Source organism: Bacteroides faecis, assembly GCF_020091505.1.
In the GTDB taxonomy this organism is placed as follows: domain Bacteria; phylum Bacteroidota; class Bacteroidia; order Bacteroidales; family Bacteroidaceae; genus Bacteroides; species Bacteroides faecis.
Genome location: NZ_CP081916.1, coordinates 451,497 through 470,032, shown reverse-complemented (window position 1 = coordinate 470,032; position 18,536 = coordinate 451,497). Strand labels below are relative to the sequence as shown.

Genomic DNA, 18,536 nt, shown 5'->3' with positions numbered 1-18,536 from the left:
AACGAAATAGAGAAATAAATATGAATTGGAGTAAGATCATCGAATGTGTCCCCAACTTTAGCGAGGGACGTGATTTGGAGAAAATAGACAAGATAGTAGCCCCTTTTCGTGGCAAATCCGGCGTGAAGCTGCTCGACTATAGCAATGATGAAGATCATAACCGTCTGGTAGTCACTTTGGTTGGCGAACCGGAAGCCTTGCGCGATGCAGTCATTGAAGCTATCGGCATTGCTGTCCGTCTGATAGACCTTAACCATCATAGCGGACAGCATCCCCGCATGGGAGCGGTGGACGTGGTTCCTTTCATTCCGATCAAGAATACGACGATGGAAGAAGCCGTCGCCCTGTCGAAAGAAGTGGCTTCCCGGGTGGCGGAACTATATAATCTCCCTGTCTTTCTGTATGAAAAGTCCGCCACAGCTCCGCATCGGGAAAATCTGGCCTCCGTCCGTAAGGGAGAATTTGAAGGAATGGCGGAGAAAATCAGACTTCCCGAATGGCAGCCCGACTTCGGTCCTGCCGAGCGTCATCCCACTGCCGGAACGGTAGCTATCGGTGCCCGAATGCCGCTGGTTGCTTATAACATCAATCTGAGTACCAATAATCTTGAAATAGCCACGAAGATAGCAAAGAATATCCGGCATATCAACGGCGGTCTCCGCTACGTCAAAGCAATGGGGGTGGAACTGAAAGAGCGGAATATCACCCAAGTATCCATTAATATGACCGATTACACCCGCACCGCCCTTTACCGTGCTTTCGAATTGGTGCGTATTGAGGCCCGCCGCTATGGAGTGACGATTGTTGGAAGTGAGATCATCGGTCTGGTGCCGATGGAAGCGCTGATAGATACGGCCTCCTATTATTTAGGACTGGAGAATTTCTCCATGCAGCAGGTGCTGGAAGCGCGTATCATGGAATAGCGCCCGGAGTATTCAAATAATGTGTGTCCGATATAAAGCTGCTGAAACTTATATCGACTTATGATTGAAATAGTAAGAACCGAATAATAAAAGATCAATGAGTGAAAACCTGATTATATTCAATGCCCGTATTGTCACCCCGACAGGAACCTCCGCCCGTAAAGGTGCGGAAATGGGACAACTCCGTATCATAGAAAACGGAACGGTAGAAGTGACCAAAGGCATCATCACTTACGTCGGTGAGAGCCGTGGCGAAGATCGTGACGGCTACTACCAGCATTACTGGCATTACAACGCCCGGGGACATTGCCTGCTTCCGGGCTTTGTCGATTCGCATACCCATTTTGTTTTTGGCGGAGAACGTTCCGAAGAATTTTCATGGCGGCTGAAAGGCGAAAGCTATATGTCCATCATGGAACATGGCGGAGGGATAGCCAGTACCGTAAAAGCTACCCGGCAAATGAATTTCCTGAAACTTCGCTCGGCAGCCGAAGGTTTTCTGAAGAAGATGAGTGCTATGGGAGTCACCACGGTAGAAGGCAAAAGCGGCTATGGACTCGATCGGGAAACAGAATTGCTGCAACTGAAAATAATGCGCAGCCTGAACAATGACGAACACAAACGTATCGACATTGTATCCACTTTCTTAGGAGCCCACGCCCTTCCCGAAGAGTATAAAGGAAGAGGAGACGAATACATCGACTTTCTGATTCGTGAAATGCTCCCCGTTATCCGCGAGAACGAACTTGCCGAATGTTGTGATGTCTTTTGCGAACAAGGAGTTTTCTCTGTCGAACAGTCCCGCCGTCTCCTTCGGGAAGCCAAAGAACAAGGCTTCCTGTTAAAGCTCCATGCCGATGAAATCGTTTCCTTTGGTGGCGCTGAGCTGGCTGCCGAACTGGGCGCTTTGTCTGCCGATCATCTGCTTCAGGCTTCCGATGCCGGAATCCGTGCAATGGCCGATGCAGGAGTAGTAGCTACCCTGCTGCCTCTGACGGCTTTCGCGCTGAAAGAACCTTATGCACGCGGTCGTGAAATGATTGATGCCGGCTGTGCCGTAGCACTTGCCACAGACTTGAATCCGGGAAGCTGTTTCTCCGGTTCCATCCCGTTGACCATTGCTTTGGCGTGTATTTACATGAAACTTAGCATCGAAGAAACCATCACTGCCCTTACACTGAACGGAGCTGCTGCCCTTCATCGGGCAGACCGGATCGGAAGTATCGAAGTAGGCAAGCAAGGTGACTTTGTCATACTGAATTCGGACAATTATCACATTCTGCCATACTACGTAGGCATGAACTGTGTCATCATGACTATTAAAGGCGGTATGTTATACCCCGTCAATTGATAACTAAAAGCATAAAATACCATGTTAGCAGATTTAACCGTAAAAGATTTTTTAGATAAGGTAGCCGGCAATGATCCGGTACCCGGCGGTGGCAGTATTGCTGCTTTAGGCGGAGCGCTGGCTTCTGCTTTGGCCACGATGGTGACGAGACTCACCATCGGAAAGAAAGGATATGAAGCCAGCGAAGAAGTAATGCAGCACGCACAGACGCTTACCACCCGATTCCAAAAAGAATTCGTCGCCTTGATTGATAAAGACTCCGAAGCCTATGATGAAGTTTTTGCCTGTTTTAAACTTCCCAAAGCTACCGATGAAGAAAAAGCTGCCCGCAGCGCTGCCATTCAGGAAGCCACCAGGCATGCCGCCCTCATTCCGATGGAAGTTGCCCGGAAAGCACTTGAAGTGATGCCCGTCATAGCAGACATCGCCCGTCTGGGAAACCGGAACGCTATTACAGACGCCTGTGTAGCCATGATGGCGGCACGATCCGCCGTATTGGGGGCATTGCTGAATGTCCGCATTAATCTGGGGGTACTCAAAGACAAAGAATTTGTCCAGGGCTTGCAAGCCGAAGCGGACCGGATAGAGCAAACCGCCTGCCGGAAAGAGAAAGAATTACTGGATGCCGTCAACCAAGATTTACGCGTATGAGCAAGAATGTGTATCAAATAGGTTCCGGAGAACTGACCTTCGAAATCATCGAACGGATCATCAACGAGAATCTGAAGCTGGAACTGGCTCCCGAAGCCAAGCTCCGCATTCAGAAATGCCGTGATTATCTCGACCATAAAATAGCTGCTTCCGAAGAACCTTTATATGGCATTACTACAGGCTTTGGTTCTTTATGTACTAAAAATATATCTCCCGACGAATTGGGAACCTTACAGGAAAACCTCATCAAGAGCCATGCTTGCAGTGTAGGAGAAGAAATTCGTCCTGTCATTATCAAACTGATGATGCTGCTCAAAGCCCATGCTCTCTCGTTGGGGCACAGTGGCGTACAACTTATTACCGTACAGCGTATTCTCGATTTTTTCAATAACGACGTACTGCCCATTGTCTACGATCGTGGTTCTTTGGGTGCTTCCGGCGATCTTGCCCCATTAGCAAATCTGTTTCTTCCTCTGATTGGTGTAGGCGACGTTAACTATAAAGGAAAGAAATGCGAAGCAATCAGCGTACTCGACGAATTTGGCTGGGAGCCCGTCCGGCTCATGAGCAAGGAAGGGCTTGCGTTGCTCAATGGTACACAGTTCATGAGTGCCAATGGTGTGTTTGCTATTCTCAAAGCCTTCCGTCTCTCTAAAAAGGCCGATTTGATAGCTGCCCTTTCTCTTGAGGCTTTTGACGGGCGCATTGACCCGTTTATGGATTGTATCCAACAGATACGCCCTCATCCCGGACAGATAGAAACAGGAGAGGCCTTTCGTAAGCTGCTGGCTGGCAGTGAACTGATCGAGCGTCCTAAGGCGCACGTGCAAGATCCTTACTCTTTTCGCTGTATCCCGCAAGTGCATGGCGCAACGAAAGATGCTATCCGCTATGTTTCTTCCGTGTTGCTGACTGAAATTAATTCCGTTACAGACAATCCCACGATCTTTCCTGATGAAGACAGAATCATCTCCGGTGGAAATTTTCACGGCCAGCCACTTGCCATTTCCTATGACTTTCTCGCCATTGCTTTGGCAGAACTGGGAAATATTTCCGAACGTCGTGTTTCCCAATTGATCATGGGGCTCCGTGAACTTCCGGAGTTTCTGGTAGCCAATCCGGGACTAAATTCCGGTTTCATGATTCCACAATATGCCGCTGCATCTATGGTCAGCCAGAACAAAATGTACTGTTATGCCGCGTCAAGCGATTCCATTGTCTCGTCTAATGGACAGGAAGACCACGTAAGTATGGGCGCCAATGCCGCGACTAAACTTTATAAAGTGATGGATAATCTGGAGCATATCCTTGCTATCGAACTGATGAATGCCGCACAGGGTATCGATTTCCGCCGTCCGTTGAAAACCTCTCCGCTTTTGGAGAGTTTCCTGAATGCTTATCGGAAAGAAGTGCCTTTTGTGAAAGATGACATCGTGATGTACAAAGAGATACATAAAACAGTTGCTTTTTTAAAAAGGACTAAGTTAGAGTACTAAACCTCCTTTTGTTTATCGTTAATAATGGGTGACTGTTACTGCCGGATAACATATCGATTCTTATCGGTATTTATCCGGCATTTACCGGTTATTTCCCTCTTCATAACGATAAAACTTTACTTCATATACCGCTATTCCTTACTTTTGCTCTGTATTTCCTATTAACACTTGTTTTCATATACCTCTAGTGAATGATAATATTTATCAAATGGGCTATAAATAAAAGGAAACTTGATTTGTTAATTGAGTTTTCTATATATCTTTGTTCCGTTTTTCCCCTAAAGTGGTGAATTTATAGTAAACTGAGTCTAACAAAATCTAAAAAAGAGTGATGATGGAGCATGGAAGAGACGCGTCCCAAAAGGCAGAGTTGAGAGAACGGATCATAATGACCGCGACAGAAGCTTTTACTTTGAAAGGTATTAAGTGTATTACGATGGATGACATTGCGGCAGCATTGGGAATTTCCAAACGTACGCTCTATGAGGTTTTTGCAGATAAGGAATCATTATTGAAGGAGTGTATTCTGCATAAACAGGCTGAAAGAGACAAATACTTACAGGCAATATACGAACAATCTAATAATGTGCTGGAGGTTATACTTGCTGTTTTTCAGAAGAGTATTGAGATCTTTCACCAGACAAATAAACGCTTTTTTGAGGATATCAAGAAATATCCGAAGGTGTATGCAATGATGAAAGACCGTAGTGAAAGTGACTCGGAAAAGACGATGTCTTTTTTTAAGTCGGGTGTGGAGCAAGGTATTTTTCGTTCGGATGTCAACTTTGAGATAGTCAACCTGTTGGTACGCGAACAGTTCGATGTGTTGTTGAATACGGATATTTGCAACGAATATCCTTTTATAGAAGTATACGAATCCATCATGTTTACTTATATACGTGGTATTTCCACGGAAAAAGGAGCCAGAGTTTTAGAAGAATTTATATCAGAATATCGTAAAAACCGGGTCGAACAACAATAGGAGTAAGATTCGGATGACAAACAATTAAGGATCAAATAGAAACGAGTTTATGAACAGATTGAAAAGATTGACAGGCAAGAAAATGCTTCTGACAGCAATGGCGCTCTGTGCGTTTGGCTTTGCAAAGGCTCAGACAGAACAGACAGCGCAGAATACGCTGACGCTGACGCTGGATAAAGCCCTGGAAATAGCGTTGGATGAGAATCCTACGATAAAGGTGGCAGCAGAAGAAATTGCCTTGAAGAAAGTTGCAAGTAAGGAAGCGTGGCAGAGTCTGCTACCTGAAGCAAGCCTAAACGGATCACTGGATCACACGATCAAAGCGGCTGAAATGAAACTGAACGACATGTCGTTCAAGATGGGGCAAGACGGTACGAATACCGCTAATGCCGGACTGAGCATTAACCTACCTTTGTTTGCACCGGCAGTTTACCGGGCTATGTCAATGACAAAGACGGATATCGAACTGGCGGTAGAGAAGTCACGTGCTTCCGAACTGGATCTGATCAATCAGGTAACTAAAGCTTATTATCAGCTGATGCTTGCTCAGGATAGTTATGAAGTACTTCAGGGCAGTTATAAGTTGGCAGAAGATAATTTCAACGTTGTGAACGCTAAATATCAACAAGGAGCAGTCAGCGAATTTGATAAGATCAGTGCAGAGGTGCAGATGCGTAGCATCAAACCAAATGTAATTTCTGCCGCTAATGCTGTGACGCTGGCGAAACTCCAGTTGAAAGTGCTGATGGGAATTACGGCAGATGTAGATATTAAGACTGACGATAATCTGACAAACTACGAATCAATGCTGTTTGCCAATCAGTTGAAAGAAGAAGATATGAGTTTGGATAATAATACGACGATGAAGCAGTTTGAGTTGAATATGAAGTTGCTCGAAAAGAACGTGAAGTCGTTGAGAACGAACTTTATACCTACTTTGTCGATGAGTTTCTCTTATCAGTATCAGTCTTTGTATAATCCGAATATCAATTTCTTTGATTATACATGGAGCAACAGTTCATCTTTGATGTTCAATCTGAGTATTCCTTTGTATAGAGCGAGCAACTTTACGAAAGTAAAATCAGCCCGCATCCAGATGCGCCAGCTCGACTGGAACCGCATTGATACGGAGAGAAAGCTGAATATGCAAGTAGTAAGCTACCGTAACAATATGACTGCCAGTTCAGAACAGGTTGTCAGCAACAAGGAAAACGTGATGCAAGCTGAAAAAGCGGTGCAGATTGCCGGAAAACGTTACGAAGTAGGTAAGGGAACCGTACTCGAACTTAATAGTTCGCAAGTATCCCTGACACAGGCACAACTTACTTATAATCAATCAATCTACGATTACCTGACAGCGAAGGCTGACCTTGATCAGGTTTTGGGAAAACAATAAAGAAGATAGACAACTAAAATTACAACTAAGGAATATGAAAAAAGGTATCCAATTAGTGGCTCTGCTATTGACAGTAGTTATGACCTCATGTACGGGTGGAAAAGATAAGGCTGCTTTGAAACAGGAAGACGAGAAGCCTAGAGTAAAAGTGGCTGATGTAACGGCCCGTCCCGTAGATCAGATACAGGATTACACAGCGACGGTGGAAGCTGAAGTAAAGAACAACATTGCTCCTTCGTCACCTGTCCGCATCGACCGGATTCTGGTAGAAGTGGGCGACCGTGTATCCAAAGGTCAGAAGTTGGTACAGATGGATGCAGCCAATCTGACACAAACGAAACTGCAACTGGACAATCAGAAAATAGAATTTAATCGTATTGACGAGCTATATAAAGTAGGTGGTGCTTCTAAATCAGAGTGGGATGCTTCGAAGATGCAGCTCGATGTGAAGCAGACTGCCTATGATAATCTGGTGGAGAATACTTTCCTGTTGAGCCCGATCAATGGAGTAATCACTGCCCGTAATTATGATAATGGTGATATGTATAGCGGAGGCAGTCCGGTATTGGTAGTCGAGCAGATTACTCCGGTCAAGCTGATGATCAACGTTTCTGAAACCTATTTCACGAAAGTGAAGAAAGGTGAACCGGTAGATGTGAAGCTGGATGTATATGGTGACGAACTGTTCAAGGGAACTATCAGCCTGATCTATCCGACTATCGACGCAACTACCCGTACTTTCCAGATCGAGATCAAGTTGGACAACAAAGATCAGCGTGTACGTCCGGGAATGTTTGCCCGTGCTACTCTGAACTTCGGTACGGCGGATAATGTCGTAGTGCCCGACTTGGCTATTGTGAAACAGGCAGGTTCCGGTGATCGCTATGTGTACGTTTATAAAGATGGCAAGGTGTCTTACAACAAAGTAGAGTTAGGCAGACGTATGGGCTCGGAGTATGAGCTGAAATCCGGTGTGCCCGATAACTCACAGGTGGTAGTGGCCGGACAGGCACGTCTGATAAACGGTACAGAAGTAGAGATCGAGAAGTAAAATCACTATTAAACTAATCACGATAAAGAAATGAGTTTATACGAAGGTGCGGTTAAGAAACCGATTATGACCTCCCTCTGCTTTCTGGCAGTGGTGATTTTTGGTCTTTTCTCTTTGTCTAAGTTACCTATCGACTTGTATCCGGATATTGATACAAATACGATCATGGTAATGACCGCATATCCTGGCGCAAGTGCTTCGGATATAGAAAATAACGTTACCCGACCGCTGGAGAATACCTTGAATGCGGTGAGTAACCTGAAACATATTACCTCTCGTTCTTCCGAGAACATGTCATTGATTACGCTGGAATTTGAGTTTGGTAATGATATTGACGTGCTGACGAATGATGTGCGTGACAAACTTGACATGGTAAGTTCTCAGCTTCCGGATGATGTCGAGAATCCGATCATCTTCAAGTTCAGTACGGACATGATTCCTATTGTATTGCTTTCGGTACAGGCTAATGAGAGCCAGGCTGCGCTTTACAAAATATTGGATGACCGTGTGGTTAACCCTCTGGCACGTATCCCCGGTGTGGGTACGGTGTCCATCAGTGGTGCACCGCAGCGTGAGATTCAGGTATACTGCGACCCCAATAAGCTGGAAGCGTATAATCTGAGCATTGAGACAATCAGCTCTATTATCGGAGCCGAAAACAAGAATATTCCGGGTGGTAACTTCGATATCGGTAGTGAGACGTATGCACTCCGTGTGGAAGGAGAATTTGACGATTCCCGGCAGTTGGCGGATATCGTAGTCGGTACGCACAATGGAGCCAATGTATTTCTGCGTGATGTGGCACGAATTGTTGACACAGTAGAAGAACGTGCGCAGGAGACTTACAATAATGGTGTGCAGGGGGCAATGATTGTAGTTCAGAAGCAGTCGGGAGCCAATTCTGTAGAAATCTCCCGTAAAGTAGAAGAAGCCCTTCCGCGCTTGCAGAAGAATCTGCCGAGTGACGTGAAGCTGGGAGTGATTGTAGATACTTCCGATAACATCCTGAACACGATTGACAGTTTGGCAGAAACTGTAATGTACGCTCTGTTGTTCGTTGTGATTGTCGTGTTCCTTTTCTTAGGACGCTGGCGCGCGACGTTGATTATCTGTATCACGATTCCGCTTTCATTGATTGCCTCTTTCATATATCTGGCAATTACCGGAAATACGATTAATATTATTTCGCTTTCGTCTCTGTCTATTGCCATCGGTATGGTGGTGGATGATGCGATTGTGGTACTTGAGAATGTGACGACGCATATTGAGCGTGGCTCGGACCCGAAACAGGCTGCAGTGCATGGAACGAATGAGGTGGCGATTTCCGTAATCGCTTCTACACTGACCATGATTGCCGTGTTCTTCCCGTTGACAATGGTAAGCGGTATGTCCGGTGTACTTTTCAAGCAGTTGGGCTGGATGATGTGTGCCATCATGTTTGTGTCTACTGTGGCGGCATTGTCACTGACCCCGATGCTCTGTTCGCAATTACTCCGCCTGCAAAAGAGACCGTCGAAAATGTTCAAGCTCTTCTTTACTCCGATTGAGAAGGCGTTAGACGGACTCGATACCGGGTATGCGAAGATGCTGAACTGGGCAGTTCGTCATCGTCCGATTGTGATTGTGAGCTGTATCGCTTTCTTTGTTGTCAGTTTGCTTTGTGCAAAAGGCATTGGTACGGAGTTCTTCCCTGCACAGGATAATGCCCGTATCGCTGTTCAGCTTGAGTTGCCGATCGGTACACGAAAGGAAATAGCGCAGGAACTTTCAGAGAAACTGACTAATCAGTGGCTGACGAAGTATAAGGACATCATGAAGGTATGTAACTATACTGTAGGTCAGGCAGATTCCGATAATACTTGGGCTTCTATGCAGGACAACGGTTCGCATATCATTTCCTTCAACATCAGTCTGGTGGACCCGGGCGACCGTGATATTTCGCTGGAAACAGTCTGCGATGAGATGCGTCAGGACTTGAAAGCTTATCCGGAGTTCAGTAAAGCACAGGTTATTCTGGGAGGTAGCAATACCGGTATGTCTGCTCAGGCAAGTGCCGATTTTGAGATATACGGATATGATATGACGACGACCGATAGCGTGGCCGCCCGTTTGAAACGTGAATTGCTGAACGTGAAAGGTGTAACTGAGGTTAACATCAGCCGTAGCGATTACCAGCCTGAATATCAGGTTGATTTCGACCGCGAGAAACTGGCGATGCACGGACTGAACCTGGCTACTGCAGGTAATTATTTGCGTAATCGTATCAATGGTGCCGTTGCTTCCAAATATCGTGAGGATGGAGATGAGTATGATATCAAAGTGCGTTATGCACCCGAATATCGTACCAGTCTGGAAAGCCTCGAGAATATCCTTATTTATAATGCAAAAGGAGAATCAGTACGCGTGAAGGATGTCGGAAAGGTAGTAGAACGTTTCGCGCCCCCTACCATCGAACGTAAAGACCGTGAACGTATCGTTACTGTGTCCGCCGTTATTTCGGGAGCTCCGTTGGGTGACGTAGTAGCAGCCGGAAATAAGATTATCGATAAGATGGAACTTCCGGGGGAAGTGACCATTCAGATTTCCGGTTCGTTCGAGGACCAGCAGGATTCGTTCCGTGATTTGGGAACACTGGGTATTCTGATTGTCATTCTTGTGTTCATCGTAATGGCAGCACAGTTTGAGTCACTGACTTATCCGTTCATTATCATGTTCTCTCTGCCGTTTGCATTTAGTGGAGTCTTGATGGCATTGTTCTTCACAGGCAGTACGTTGAGTGTAATGAGTTTGCTGGGAGGTATCATGTTGATTGGTATTGTGGTGAAGAATGGTATTGTGCTCATTGACTATATCACCCTCTGTCGAGAGCGGGGTATGGCAGTCATCAACTCTGTGGTGACATCCGGCAAGAGCCGTCTGCGTCCGGTATTGATGACGACAGCCACTACGGTTTTGGGTATGATCCCGATGGCTATCGGTGGCGGACAAGGTTCTGAAATGTGGAGTCCGATGGCGATTGCCGTTATCGGTGGTCTGACAATATCGACTATTCTTACTTTGATTCTGATTCCTACCTTGTACTGTGTATTTGCCGGAACCGGTATCAAGAACCGACGTCGTAAACTTCATCGTCAGCGCGAGTTGGATGTTTACTTCCAGGAACATAAAGACGAAATTATTAAGAAATAACAGAAAAGAAATATGAAATCAGTATTGATAACATTCGACCAGGCTTATTACGAACGGATTATGGCATTGCTCGACCGTCTGAACTGCCGTGGCTTTACATATTTGGAAAAGGTGCAGGGACGTGGTTCAAAGACAGGTGATCCGCACTTCGGCAGCCATGCCTGGCCTAGCATGTGTTCTGCTATCCTTACGGTAGTTGATGACAATAAAGTTGACCCGTTGCTGGATACACTGCACAAGATGGACTTGCAGACCGAACAGTTGGGCTTGCGTGCATTTGTATGGAACATTGAACGGACGATCTAGCGCTCGTACTGTGAATAAATAATCAGAAGGGAGAATCTATAAATAATGTAGATTCTCCCTTCTTTATTCTCTCTTTTGTCTATCTTTGTAGCCCGAAAACGTTTGGCACCGATGAACTTGTGCTCCGGCACCGATGAAGACCTCCTCCGGCACCGATGAAGGGGTGGTTCGGCACCGGGTAAAAAACAAGAACGAAAAGGAGAGCCTATATCTATTTATAAGATGAAGATTATCAAAAACTACCTGAAATATTCGTTATGGTTTGTACTGACAGTGTTTGCAGCGCTGCTCGGACTTTATTGGCTTCCGGCTATAACAATCGACGGACACACGATGAGGCGTGTCGATATTTTAAGTGATCTTCGCTATCCGAAGCAAGAAGTGGCGGCAGCCGATTCTGACAGTATACCTTTACCTCCGGTTGTAAAGCCGGCTTTTGTTGATACATGTCGTGCAGGCATGACTTGTATTGAAGATTACGGTGACTCCACCCGTTGTGGTATGGCTTCTTTTTATGAAGCACTCGATCGTACTTCTTCTTCGAATCCGGAGGATGACGGACTGGTGCGTATAGCCGTTTTCGGTGATTCTTTCATAGAGGCGGATATATTCACGGCTGATTTGCGCGAAATGCTTCAGAAACGTTTTGGAGGTTGTGGTGTGGGATTTGTCACGATTACTTCGATGACGAGTGGCTATCGTCCTACTGTGCGCCATACCTTCGGGGGATGGTCCAGCCATGCGGTGACGGACAGTGTCTATTTCGATAAAAAGAAGCAAGGTATTTCCGGACATTACTTTATTCCCCGTGAAGGGGCATACGTCGAGTTGAGAGGGCAAAGCAAATATGCTTCGCTTCTTGACACTTGCCAGCGAGCTTCGATTTTCTTCTACAATAAAGATTCCGTTTATCTTACTGCACGTGTGAACCGGGGAGAGAATAAGAACTACTCTTTAGCACCTTCCGGTGATTTGCAAAAGATTTCTGTAGAGGGGCGTATCGGCTCTGTACGGTGGACGGTAGATCGTGCCGACTCCACCCTTTTCTACGGATTGGCCATGGATGGAAAGAAAGGAATCATTCTCGATAACTTTTCTTTGCGCGGTAGTTCCGGCTTGTCATTGCGTGGTATTCCGCAACAAATGCTCCGTCAGTTTAACGAGCAACGTCCTTATGACCTGATTATTCTTGAATACGGATTGAACGTGGCTACCGAGCGTGGACGCAATTATGATAACTATCAGAAAGGGCTGCTTACTTCTATCGAGCATCTGAAGAACTGTTTTCCACAGGCGAGTATTTTGCTGTTAAGTGTCGGTGACCGTGATTATAAGACTGAAGACGGTGAACTTCGTACTATGCCGGGAGTCAAGAACCTGATTCGCTATCAGCAGAACATTGCTGCCGAGAGCGGCATTGCTTTTTGGAATATGTTCGAAGCGATGGGCGGCGAGGGCAGTATGGCGAATTTGGTACATGCCAAACCTTCGATGGCGAACTATGATTATACGCATATCAACTTTCGCGGAGGCAAGCATCTGGCCGGATTGCTTTATGAAACATTGATATACGGTAAGGAACAATATGACAGGAGGCGTGCTTATGAACAAAAGTAGCCTGTTGCGTATCTTTATCTTAGTCTTTTCCGGAGTTTTCTCTTTTCTTCCGGAGGGAATGGCGCAAGACCGTATCCCTGCTTGTCCTTCATTGGGGAAGACCTTGAAGCACATAAAGCCTTTGCGGGAAATGAACTGGGCAAATGACACGATCCCGGTGCAGACATCTTTTCCCTCCGCTTTCCGCGAAACCGGTAGGAATGAGATTATCGACAGCATTGCTTTGTTGACACCCGTATTTGAACGGCTTCGTCAGGTGCGTGCCGGCCTTTCCGAAGATACGGTGCGTATTCTTCATATTGGTGACAGCCATATTCGGGGGCATATCTATCCGCAAACTACGGGAACGCTGCTGAAAGAAACGTTTGGGGCTGTCTCTTATACGGATATGGGAGTGAACGGAGCCACTTGTCTGACGTTTACCCATCCGGGACGTATTGCGGATATTGTAGCCTTGAAGCCCGAATTGCTGATTCTCTCTTTTGGAACAAACGAGAGTCACAATCGCCGGTATAATGTCAATCTGCATTATAACCAGATGGACGAGTTTATCAAACTGTTGCGTGACAGCCTTCCCAATACCCCCATTCTCCTGACCACTCCTCCGGGTTCTTACGAAAGTTTCCGGCAGAGACGGCGGAAACGGACATACGCCATCAATCCCCGCACAGTTACAGCGGCAGAAACGATTCGTCGCTACGCTAAAGACCACCGCCTGCTCGTTTGGGATATGTACGATGTAGTAGGGGGCAAGCGACGTGCCTGCACCAACTGGACGGAAGCGAAACTGATGCGTCCCGATCATGTACATTATTTACCCGAAGGATACATCCTGCAGGGAAATTTATTATACCAGGCCTTTATCCAAGCTTATAACGATTATGTTTCCCATTGATATTGACTTCAGCCGTTTAAAAGATGTGCTTGCCTACGATCCGCAGGCACCGATGATATTCAGTAGTGGTATCTTCCTCTGGCTGTTTGCTGCCTTTATGGTAGTATATGCACTGTTGCAGCGTAAGTATACAGCCCGTATCCTGTTTGTAACGCTTTTCTCTTATTATTTCTATTATAAGAGTAGTGGTACATACTTTTTTCTGTTGGCTTTGGTCACGGTTTGCGACTTTCTGCTGGCGCAATGGATGGACCGTACCGAAGGGCGTTGGAAGCGTAAGGGGCTGGTAACGTTGAGTCTGGGAGTCAATCTGGGACTTCTTGCTTATTTTAAATACACTAATTTCCTGGGAGGGGTGATTGCCTCGCTGATGGGAGGAGAGTTTACCGCACTCGATATATTCTTGCCTGTGGGTATCTCATTCTTCACTTTCCAGTCATTGAGCTATACTATCGATGTTTACCGGAAAGACATCAAGCCTTTGACAAACATACTGGATTATGCGTTTTATGTATCTTTCTTCCCGCAGTTGGTGGCAGGGCCTATCGTACGCGCCCGTGACTTTATCCCGCAAATCAGGAAACCGCTTTTCGTCTCTCAGGAAATGTTCGGGCGAGGAATCTTCCTCATTCTTTCCGGCTTGTTCAAGAAAGCTATTATTTCCGATTATATCAGTGTCAATTTTGTAGAGCGTATCTTTGACAATCCCACCCTTTATTCCGGTGTTGAGAATCTGATGGGAGTATATGGTTATGCTTTGCAGATTTACTGTGACTTCTCCGGATATAGTGATATGGCTATCGGTATTGCTCTATTACTGGGCTTTCATTTCAATCTCAACTTTAATTCTCCTTATAAGTCTGCTTCTATCACCGAATTCTGGCGGCGGTGGCATATTTCATTGTCCAGCTGGTTGCGCGATTACCTGTACATCTCCTTGGGAGGAAACCGGAAAGGCAAGTTTCGCCAATATCTGAATCTGATTATTACCATGTTTTTGGGTGGACTGTGGCACGGTGCTTCCTGGAACTTTGTGCTTTGGGGGACCTTTCACGGCATCGCTTTGGCGTTGCATAAAATGTGGATGTCCATCACCGGTCGTAAGAAAGGAGAGCAAAGTCATGGCTGGCGTCGTGTATTCGGAGTCATTATCACTTTCCACTTTGTCTGTCTCTGCTGGATTTTCTTCCGTAATGCCGATTTTCAGAACTCGATGGACATGCTGAGGCAGATATTCACCACCTTCCGTCCGCAACTTTTCCCACAGTTGATTGAGGGTTACTGGCGTGTGTTTGCTTTGATGCTACTCGGCTTTTTACTCCATTTCACCCCGGATAGTTGGGAAAATGCTGCTTGTCGTGGAGTCATTCGTCTGTCGTTTTTAGGGAAAGCCCTGCTGATGGTAGCTTTGATCTATCTGGTTATCCAGATGAAGAGTTCGGAGATTCAGCCGTTTATTTATTTCCAGTTTTAAATGAATGAAGAATGATGAATGAAGAATTACTTTGCAGCGTGATAGCGCAGCCAATTCTTCATTCTTCATTCATCATTCTTCATTTCTATGCTTTCTGAACAAATCTCTATGCAATCTGTATTTTAGTCTATGGACAGGTGTGGTATTTTGCGCTAGCTTTGCCACGAACAGATAAATAGACATACTATGAGACATAGAATCCTCTTTTTCTTTTTGGCTTTTATTGGAATAAGCCAGTTCGTGACATCGTCCGATGTCCGTAATAAATATAATTTCAATTCAGACTGGTTGCTTTATGTGGGTGATACTCCGGAAGCAAAGCAAATACGTTTTTCTGATTCGGACTGGAAGAAAGTGACTTTGCCGCATGCTTTCAATGAAGATGAGGCTTTTCGCTTAAGTATTGATGAACTGACCGATACGATTATGTGGTATCGGAAGCATTTTCGTCTGCCGGGCGATAGTAAAAACAAGAAGGTCTTTGTAGAGTTCGAAGGAGTTCGTCAAGGGGCGGATTTTTATATCAATGGTCATCATATCGGTCTGCACGAAAATGGCGTGATGGCTGTCGGCTTCGACCTGACTCCTTACATTAAGTATGGACAGGAAAATGTAATAGCACTTCGCATCGACAATGACTGGAATTATAAAGAACGGGCAACAGGTACGAAATATCAGTGGAGCAATAAGAATTTTAATGCCAATTATGGAGGCATTCCGAAAAATGTATGGTTGCATGTCACCGACCGTCTGTATCAGACCTTACCTTTATATAGTAATCTCAAAACGACCGGAGTCTACGTCTATGCTGAAGATATTCGTGTGAAATCACAGAAAGCTGTCATTCATGCGGAGTCGGAAATCAAGAACGAATATAATCGTGATAAGCAAGTATCTTATCAAGTGGAACTGATAGACCGTGACGGGACATCCGTCAAGACATTCGGAGGAACACAAGCGGTGGTGAAACCGGGTGAAACAATCACACTGAAAGCGGCATCTGAGGTAGACAACCTGCATTTCTGGAGTTGGGGATACGGTTATCTGTATACGGTAAAGACAAGTCTGTGGGTAGATGGCAGGAAAGTAGACGAAGTCGCTACCCGTACCGGATTCCGTAAAACGCGTTTCGGTAAAGGAATGATCTGGCTGAATGATCGCGTTATTCAGATGAAGGGCTTTGCACAGCGGACGAGCAATGAATGGCCGGGAGTCGGGATGAGCGTGCCTGCCTGGTTGAGCGATTATAGCAATCATCTGATGGTAGAGGGCAATGCGAATCTTGTGCGCTGGATGCATGTCACTCCGTGGAAACAGGATATCGAGTCGTGTGACCGTGTAGGATTGATTCAGGCTATGCAGGCCGGTGATGCCGAGAAAGATTGTGAAGGACGTCAGTGGGAACAGCGTACGGAATTGATGCGTGACGCTATCATTTATAACCGCAATAATCCGAGTATCCTGTTTTATGAATGTGGCAATGAGTCTATCAGTCGTGAGCACATGATAGAAATGAAAGGAATCCGTGATCTGTATGATCCTCATGGCGGCCGTGCAATCGGTTCCCGCGAAATGCTGGATATCCGTGAAGCGGAATATGGCGGCGAAATGCTTTATATCAATAAAAGTGCGCATCATCCGATGTGGGCTATGGAGTATTGCCGTGACGAGGGGTTACGTAAATATTGGGATGACTATTCTTATCCTTATCACAAGGATGGAGAGGGCAGTAGTTCTTATAAATCTACTGTCACCAATAAGGTACAGAAGAAGGTGGATGCGCGTGTCTACAACCGTAATCAGGATTCCTTTACTGTCGAGAATATCATTCGCTGGTTCGATTATTGGCGGGAACGTCCGGGAACGGGAGATCGTGTCAGTTCGGGTGGTGTGAAGATTATCTTTTCCGATACCAATACGCATTATCGTGGAGTCGAAAATTATCGTCGTAGCGGGGTGACTGATGCCATGCGTATCCCTAAAGATCCTTTCTTTGCACATCAGGTGATGTGGGACGGCTGGGTAGATACGGAATGTCCCCGTATTTATATTGTCGGCCATTGGAACTATGATGATACGGTAGTGAAACCTGTATATGTCGTATCGAGTGCCGATAAGGTAGAGTTGTTCCTGAATGGGAAATCGTTGGGGAATGGCGAACGGGGCTACCATTTTCTGTATACTTTCAGAGATATCGCTTTTGTGCCGGGCAAGTTGGAAGCTGTGGGATATGACGAAAACGGAAAAGAATGCTGCCGCACTCAATTGCAGACGGCAGGTAAGCCGGAACAAATCCGGTTGAGCCTGATTCAGAGTCCTGAAGGATGGAAAGCGGATGGTGCGGATATGGTATTGCTTCAGGTGGAAGTGATGGATAAAGAAGGGAACCGTTGTCCGCTGGCAAATGACTTGATCCACTTTGAGGTGGAAGGGCCTGCCGAATGGCGAGGCGGTATCGCACAAGGAGAAAATAATTATATTCTTTCAAAAGATTTGCCGGTAGAGTGTGGCATCAATCGTGCGTTGATCCGTTCGCTCACCACTGCCGGAACAGTTCGTATCACGGCGAAGGCTACCGGATTGAAACCGGCAGAAATTAGCTTCGCTTCTATGCCTGTTGAAGTAAAGAACGGTTTGAGCGATTATATCCCCGGTGATGAGCTGGAAGGCAGGCTGACTCGTGGGGAGACTCCGCAAACTCCTTCATACAAGGTGTCAAAGGTCGATGTCGGCATTGTCTCTGCCATAGCAGGTGCCAATAGCGAGTGTGCGGTTAACAGCTTTGATGATAATGAACTGAGTGAATGGCGGAATGACGGGAAAGCGGGTACTGCATGGATAACCTATCAGTTGGAACGTGCCGCACGTGTGGATGAAGTCTGTCTGAAGTTGACCGGATGGCGTATGCGCAGCTATCCGCTGGAAATTTATGCGGGTAAAGAATTGATTTGGAGCGGAGATACAGACAAGAGTCTGGGATATGTCCACTTAGATGTGAAGCCTGTGTTGACGAATGAAATCACTATCCGGCTCAAGGGTACAAGTAAGGAAGGAGATGCTTTCGGGCAAATAGTAGAAGTAGCTGTCCCTGTTGCTAATGAACTGGATTTGTTTAAAGCAAAGGATGGCGATAAAACCGGGCACGAATTACGCATTGTAGAAATAGAATTCAAAGAGAATTTGTTGGAGTAAGTTTCTTTAGGGG

Annotated in this window: 13 protein-coding genes; all 13 read left to right on the top strand. The window is 46.0% G+C overall.

Features of this window, described 5'->3' with window-relative positions; translation table 11 throughout:
* The first annotated feature begins 20 nt into the window (after window positions 1-20).
* The 13 genes from ftcD (at window position 21) to K6V30_RS02320 (ending at window position 18,523) form a co-directional block, all read left to right on the top strand.
* Window positions 21-923: a glutamate formimidoyltransferase gene (ftcD, locus tag K6V30_RS02380; protein ID WP_008762058.1), complete on the top strand. Its 903-nt coding sequence runs from the start codon at window positions 21-23 to the stop codon at window positions 921-923.
* Between the two features lie 97 nt (window positions 924-1,020).
* Window positions 1,021-2,274 carry an imidazolonepropionase gene (gene hutI / locus K6V30_RS02375; protein ID WP_055269542.1) on the top strand — a complete coding sequence of 418 codons (1,254 nt, stop codon included), beginning with the start codon at window positions 1,021-1,023 and terminating at the stop codon, window positions 2,272-2,274.
* A gap of 21 nt (window positions 2,275-2,295) precedes the next feature.
* Window positions 2,296-2,925: a cyclodeaminase/cyclohydrolase family protein gene (locus K6V30_RS02370; protein WP_055269541.1), complete on the top strand. Its 630-nt coding sequence runs from the start codon at window positions 2,296-2,298 to the stop codon at window positions 2,923-2,925.
* A complete protein-coding gene (hutH, locus tag K6V30_RS02365; protein WP_055269540.1) occupies window positions 2,922-4,421 on the top strand; it encodes a histidine ammonia-lyase in 1,500 nt (499 codons plus the stop codon). The genes K6V30_RS02370 and hutH overlap by 4 nt, the downstream gene beginning before the upstream one ends.
* Window positions 4,422-4,752: 331 nt before the next feature.
* On the top strand, window positions 4,753-5,403 hold the full coding sequence (locus tag K6V30_RS02360) for a TetR/AcrR family transcriptional regulator (protein ID WP_010535549.1): 651 nt from the start codon (window positions 4,753-4,755) through the stop codon (window positions 5,401-5,403).
* A 49-nt stretch (window positions 5,404-5,452) separates the two neighbouring features.
* Entirely contained in the window at window positions 5,453-6,799 is a 1,347-nt protein-coding gene (locus K6V30_RS02355) for a TolC family protein (RefSeq protein WP_010535548.1), read from the top strand.
* 34 nt (window positions 6,800-6,833) lie between these two features.
* On the top strand, window positions 6,834-7,850 hold the full coding sequence (locus K6V30_RS02350) for an efflux RND transporter periplasmic adaptor subunit (protein WP_010535547.1): 1,017 nt from the start codon (window positions 6,834-6,836) through the stop codon (window positions 7,848-7,850).
* A gap of 30 nt (window positions 7,851-7,880) precedes the next feature.
* The gene (locus K6V30_RS02345) at window positions 7,881-11,039 is read left to right on the top strand and encodes an efflux RND transporter permease subunit (protein WP_055269539.1); all 3,159 of its coding nucleotides are present in this window, start codon (window positions 7,881-7,883) and stop codon (window positions 11,037-11,039) included.
* A gap of 12 nt (window positions 11,040-11,051) precedes the next feature.
* Window positions 11,052-11,345 (top strand): PG0541 family transporter-associated protein, encoded by a 294-nt coding sequence (locus K6V30_RS02340; RefSeq protein WP_008762066.1) that lies wholly within the window; start codon window positions 11,052-11,054, stop codon window positions 11,343-11,345.
* Between the two features lie 222 nt (window positions 11,346-11,567).
* On the top strand, window positions 11,568-12,962 hold the full coding sequence (locus tag K6V30_RS02335; protein WP_055269538.1) for an SGNH/GDSL hydrolase family protein: 1,395 nt from the start codon (window positions 11,568-11,570) through the stop codon (window positions 12,960-12,962).
* Window positions 12,949-13,857, top strand: coding sequence for an SGNH/GDSL hydrolase family protein (locus K6V30_RS02330; protein WP_055269588.1), 909 nt, complete (start codon window positions 12,949-12,951; stop codon window positions 13,855-13,857). Before K6V30_RS02335 ends, K6V30_RS02330 begins: the two co-directional genes overlap by 14 nt.
* Window positions 13,844-15,331 (top strand): MBOAT family O-acyltransferase, encoded by a 1,488-nt coding sequence (locus tag K6V30_RS02325; protein WP_055269537.1) that lies wholly within the window; start codon window positions 13,844-13,846, stop codon window positions 15,329-15,331. The genes K6V30_RS02330 and K6V30_RS02325 overlap by 14 nt, the downstream gene beginning before the upstream one ends.
* 186 nt (window positions 15,332-15,517) lie before the next feature.
* The gene (locus K6V30_RS02320; protein ID WP_055269536.1) at window positions 15,518-18,523 is read left to right on the top strand and encodes a glycoside hydrolase family 2 protein; all 3,006 of its coding nucleotides are present in this window, start codon (window positions 15,518-15,520) and stop codon (window positions 18,521-18,523) included.
* Window positions 18,524-18,536 lie beyond the last annotated feature (13 nt).